Here is a 1,415-nt window from a genome sequence, read left to right on the forward strand (position 1 = left end):
CTTCTCACTTTTTGATGAGACTCTCTCCAACATGGATGATGTTGATATTCTGAAAAGATTGATCGAAAAAATTACTCAATAAATCTCATTGCCAGTTTGGGCTGGATATGCGGTAAAACCCTAAATAGGAAAAAACCAAGTCAAGATGCACACCGAATAAAAATGGTATTAAAAACTGAAAAATTAATAGCAGTCCAATTAGGGTAGGAATAATACTGCCTAATGCTGCTGCAACATAAATAATAAATGACTCCCATAAGCACATTTTTATCACGGTGTAATCACTGGCTCCTATAGACCAAAATACGGTAAATTCATGTTTACGACTTAGAATCAGTTGTTCCAATACATTAAATAAGGTTAATGCCGTTAATACAAAAATTGCTAAAATGATGGCTTTGCTAATTTTAAAGGTTTGATCCATCATATTGCTACCAATGGTTTTAATTTCAATTTGATTATATAAAGGTATATTGAGGTCAGGGAATGCTTCTTTAAATGCATTTAAGAAGGATGAATAGGAAGCAGACTGTTTAAGATAAACCAAGGCTGACTCTACACGCGGATCGTCATATAACTGTTTGAATAAACTATTAGGCATTAATAATATATTCTGAAAATTAGCGTAGTTATAAAAAATATTGGCTATGGTAAGTTTCTCTAAGCCATGGTTACTCGGTATTAAAATAGTATCCCCTATATGGTAATTAAACTCATGGGCTAAATGTTCGGAAATAAGTATATTACGGGGATTTGCAAATAAGGTTTGTAGCTGTCCCTGACTCATGGGTTGAACTAAAGGTAATTTGTAATAATTTCCAATAACAGGAAACTCCATTCCAATAAGACGCAGTGCTTTCTCATTAAAAACAATATCTTTGTGGGTTAAAAAATTGACAGCGTCAATGTCTTGATTTTTTACAATAAAGTCAACCTGCTCATTTGCAATATAGCCACCCATAAAAGCGAAAGTAGATGGTTTAGCATTAATATAGACATCGGCTGATAAAACGTTGCTAACCCAATTAGTACAAGTATAACGAGTGCTGTCAATTACAATCGTGCACGATAAATACAAGGAGATAGTAATGCTCATCGCTGCAATCGCAACCACATTTTTGCGCGAAGTTGTTTTAATGTGGTTCACCGCCATAGTCGCTTCTATCCAGGCGGTTGGAATAATTTTTCGTAGAAAAGCTAACCAATATTTTAACTGGATCGGAAGAAAAAATGCTGTTCCTAAAAGTATTCCGGACAATGAAAAATATACTAAATTGGTATTCCATATTAAAAAAAATGGCAAAATTAGCTAGGTCCGGGGATCTGGAACAAAATTCAGGAAAAATAAGAGCTATTCCCGGTTTGTTAGTTCATTCACCTTACTCTCAGAATGGCTTATCCACAAGTCCATAGGC

General features: G+C 34.5%; 2 protein-coding genes. One reads left to right on the forward strand and one right to left on the reverse strand.

Features of this window, described 5'->3' with window-relative positions; translation table 11 throughout:
* Nucleotides 1–85 precede the first annotated feature (85 nt).
* Nucleotides 86–1,258 (reverse strand): ABC transporter permease, encoded by a 1,173-nt coding sequence (locus ELY15_RS15770; RefSeq protein WP_127101707.1) that lies wholly within the window; start codon nt 1,256–1,258, stop codon nt 86–88.
* Between ELY15_RS15770 and ELY15_RS16320 the strand changes: the two genes are divergently transcribed.
* Nucleotides 1,258–1,413, forward strand: coding sequence for a hypothetical protein (locus ELY15_RS16320; RefSeq protein ID WP_158617533.1), 156 nt, complete (start codon nt 1,258–1,260; stop codon nt 1,411–1,413). The two genes, ELY15_RS15770 and ELY15_RS16320, sit on opposite strands and share 1 nt — an antisense overlap.
* The last annotated feature ends 2 nt before the right edge of the window (nt 1,414–1,415 follow it).

This window comes from Legionella sp. km772, from assembly GCF_003989735.1.
Lineage (GTDB): Bacteria > Pseudomonadota > Gammaproteobacteria > Legionellales > Legionellaceae > Legionella.